Genomic DNA, 351 nt, shown 5'->3' with positions numbered 1-351 from the left:
CTTGCCCATCTCGACGAACCGGCCACCACGCGGCAACAACCGCAACGACGCGTCGACGAACTCACCCGCCAACGCATCAAGCACCACATCCACCCCGGCGCCACCCGACACCGCACCGAACACCCGCTCGAACTCCGTGGTCCGCGACGACGCGATCCGCTCCGCATCCACCCCCAGACCCCGCAACACCCCCCACTTACCAGGACTCGCCGTCGCAAACACCGTCGCACCGAAATGCCGCGCCAACTGGATCGCCGCCATACCGACCCCACCCGCACCCGAGTGGACCAGCACCGACTCACCCGCCCGCAACCCCGCCAGATCCCGCAACGCGTACCACGCGGTCAGGAA

At 68.4% G+C, this 351-nt stretch carries 1 protein-coding gene; it reads right to left on the bottom strand.

What is annotated here, in order from left to right; all coding sequences use genetic code 11:
* Nucleotides 1-351, bottom strand: a 351-nt coding sequence (locus tag C5N14_RS31535; RefSeq protein WP_165878312.1) for a zinc-binding dehydrogenase, incomplete at both ends; no start/stop codon positions are given.

This window comes from Micromonospora sp. MW-13 (genome assembly GCF_003434305.1).
Lineage (GTDB): Bacteria > Actinomycetota > Actinomycetes > Mycobacteriales > Micromonosporaceae > Micromonospora.
This window is presented reverse-complemented; position numbering and strand designations above follow the sequence as displayed.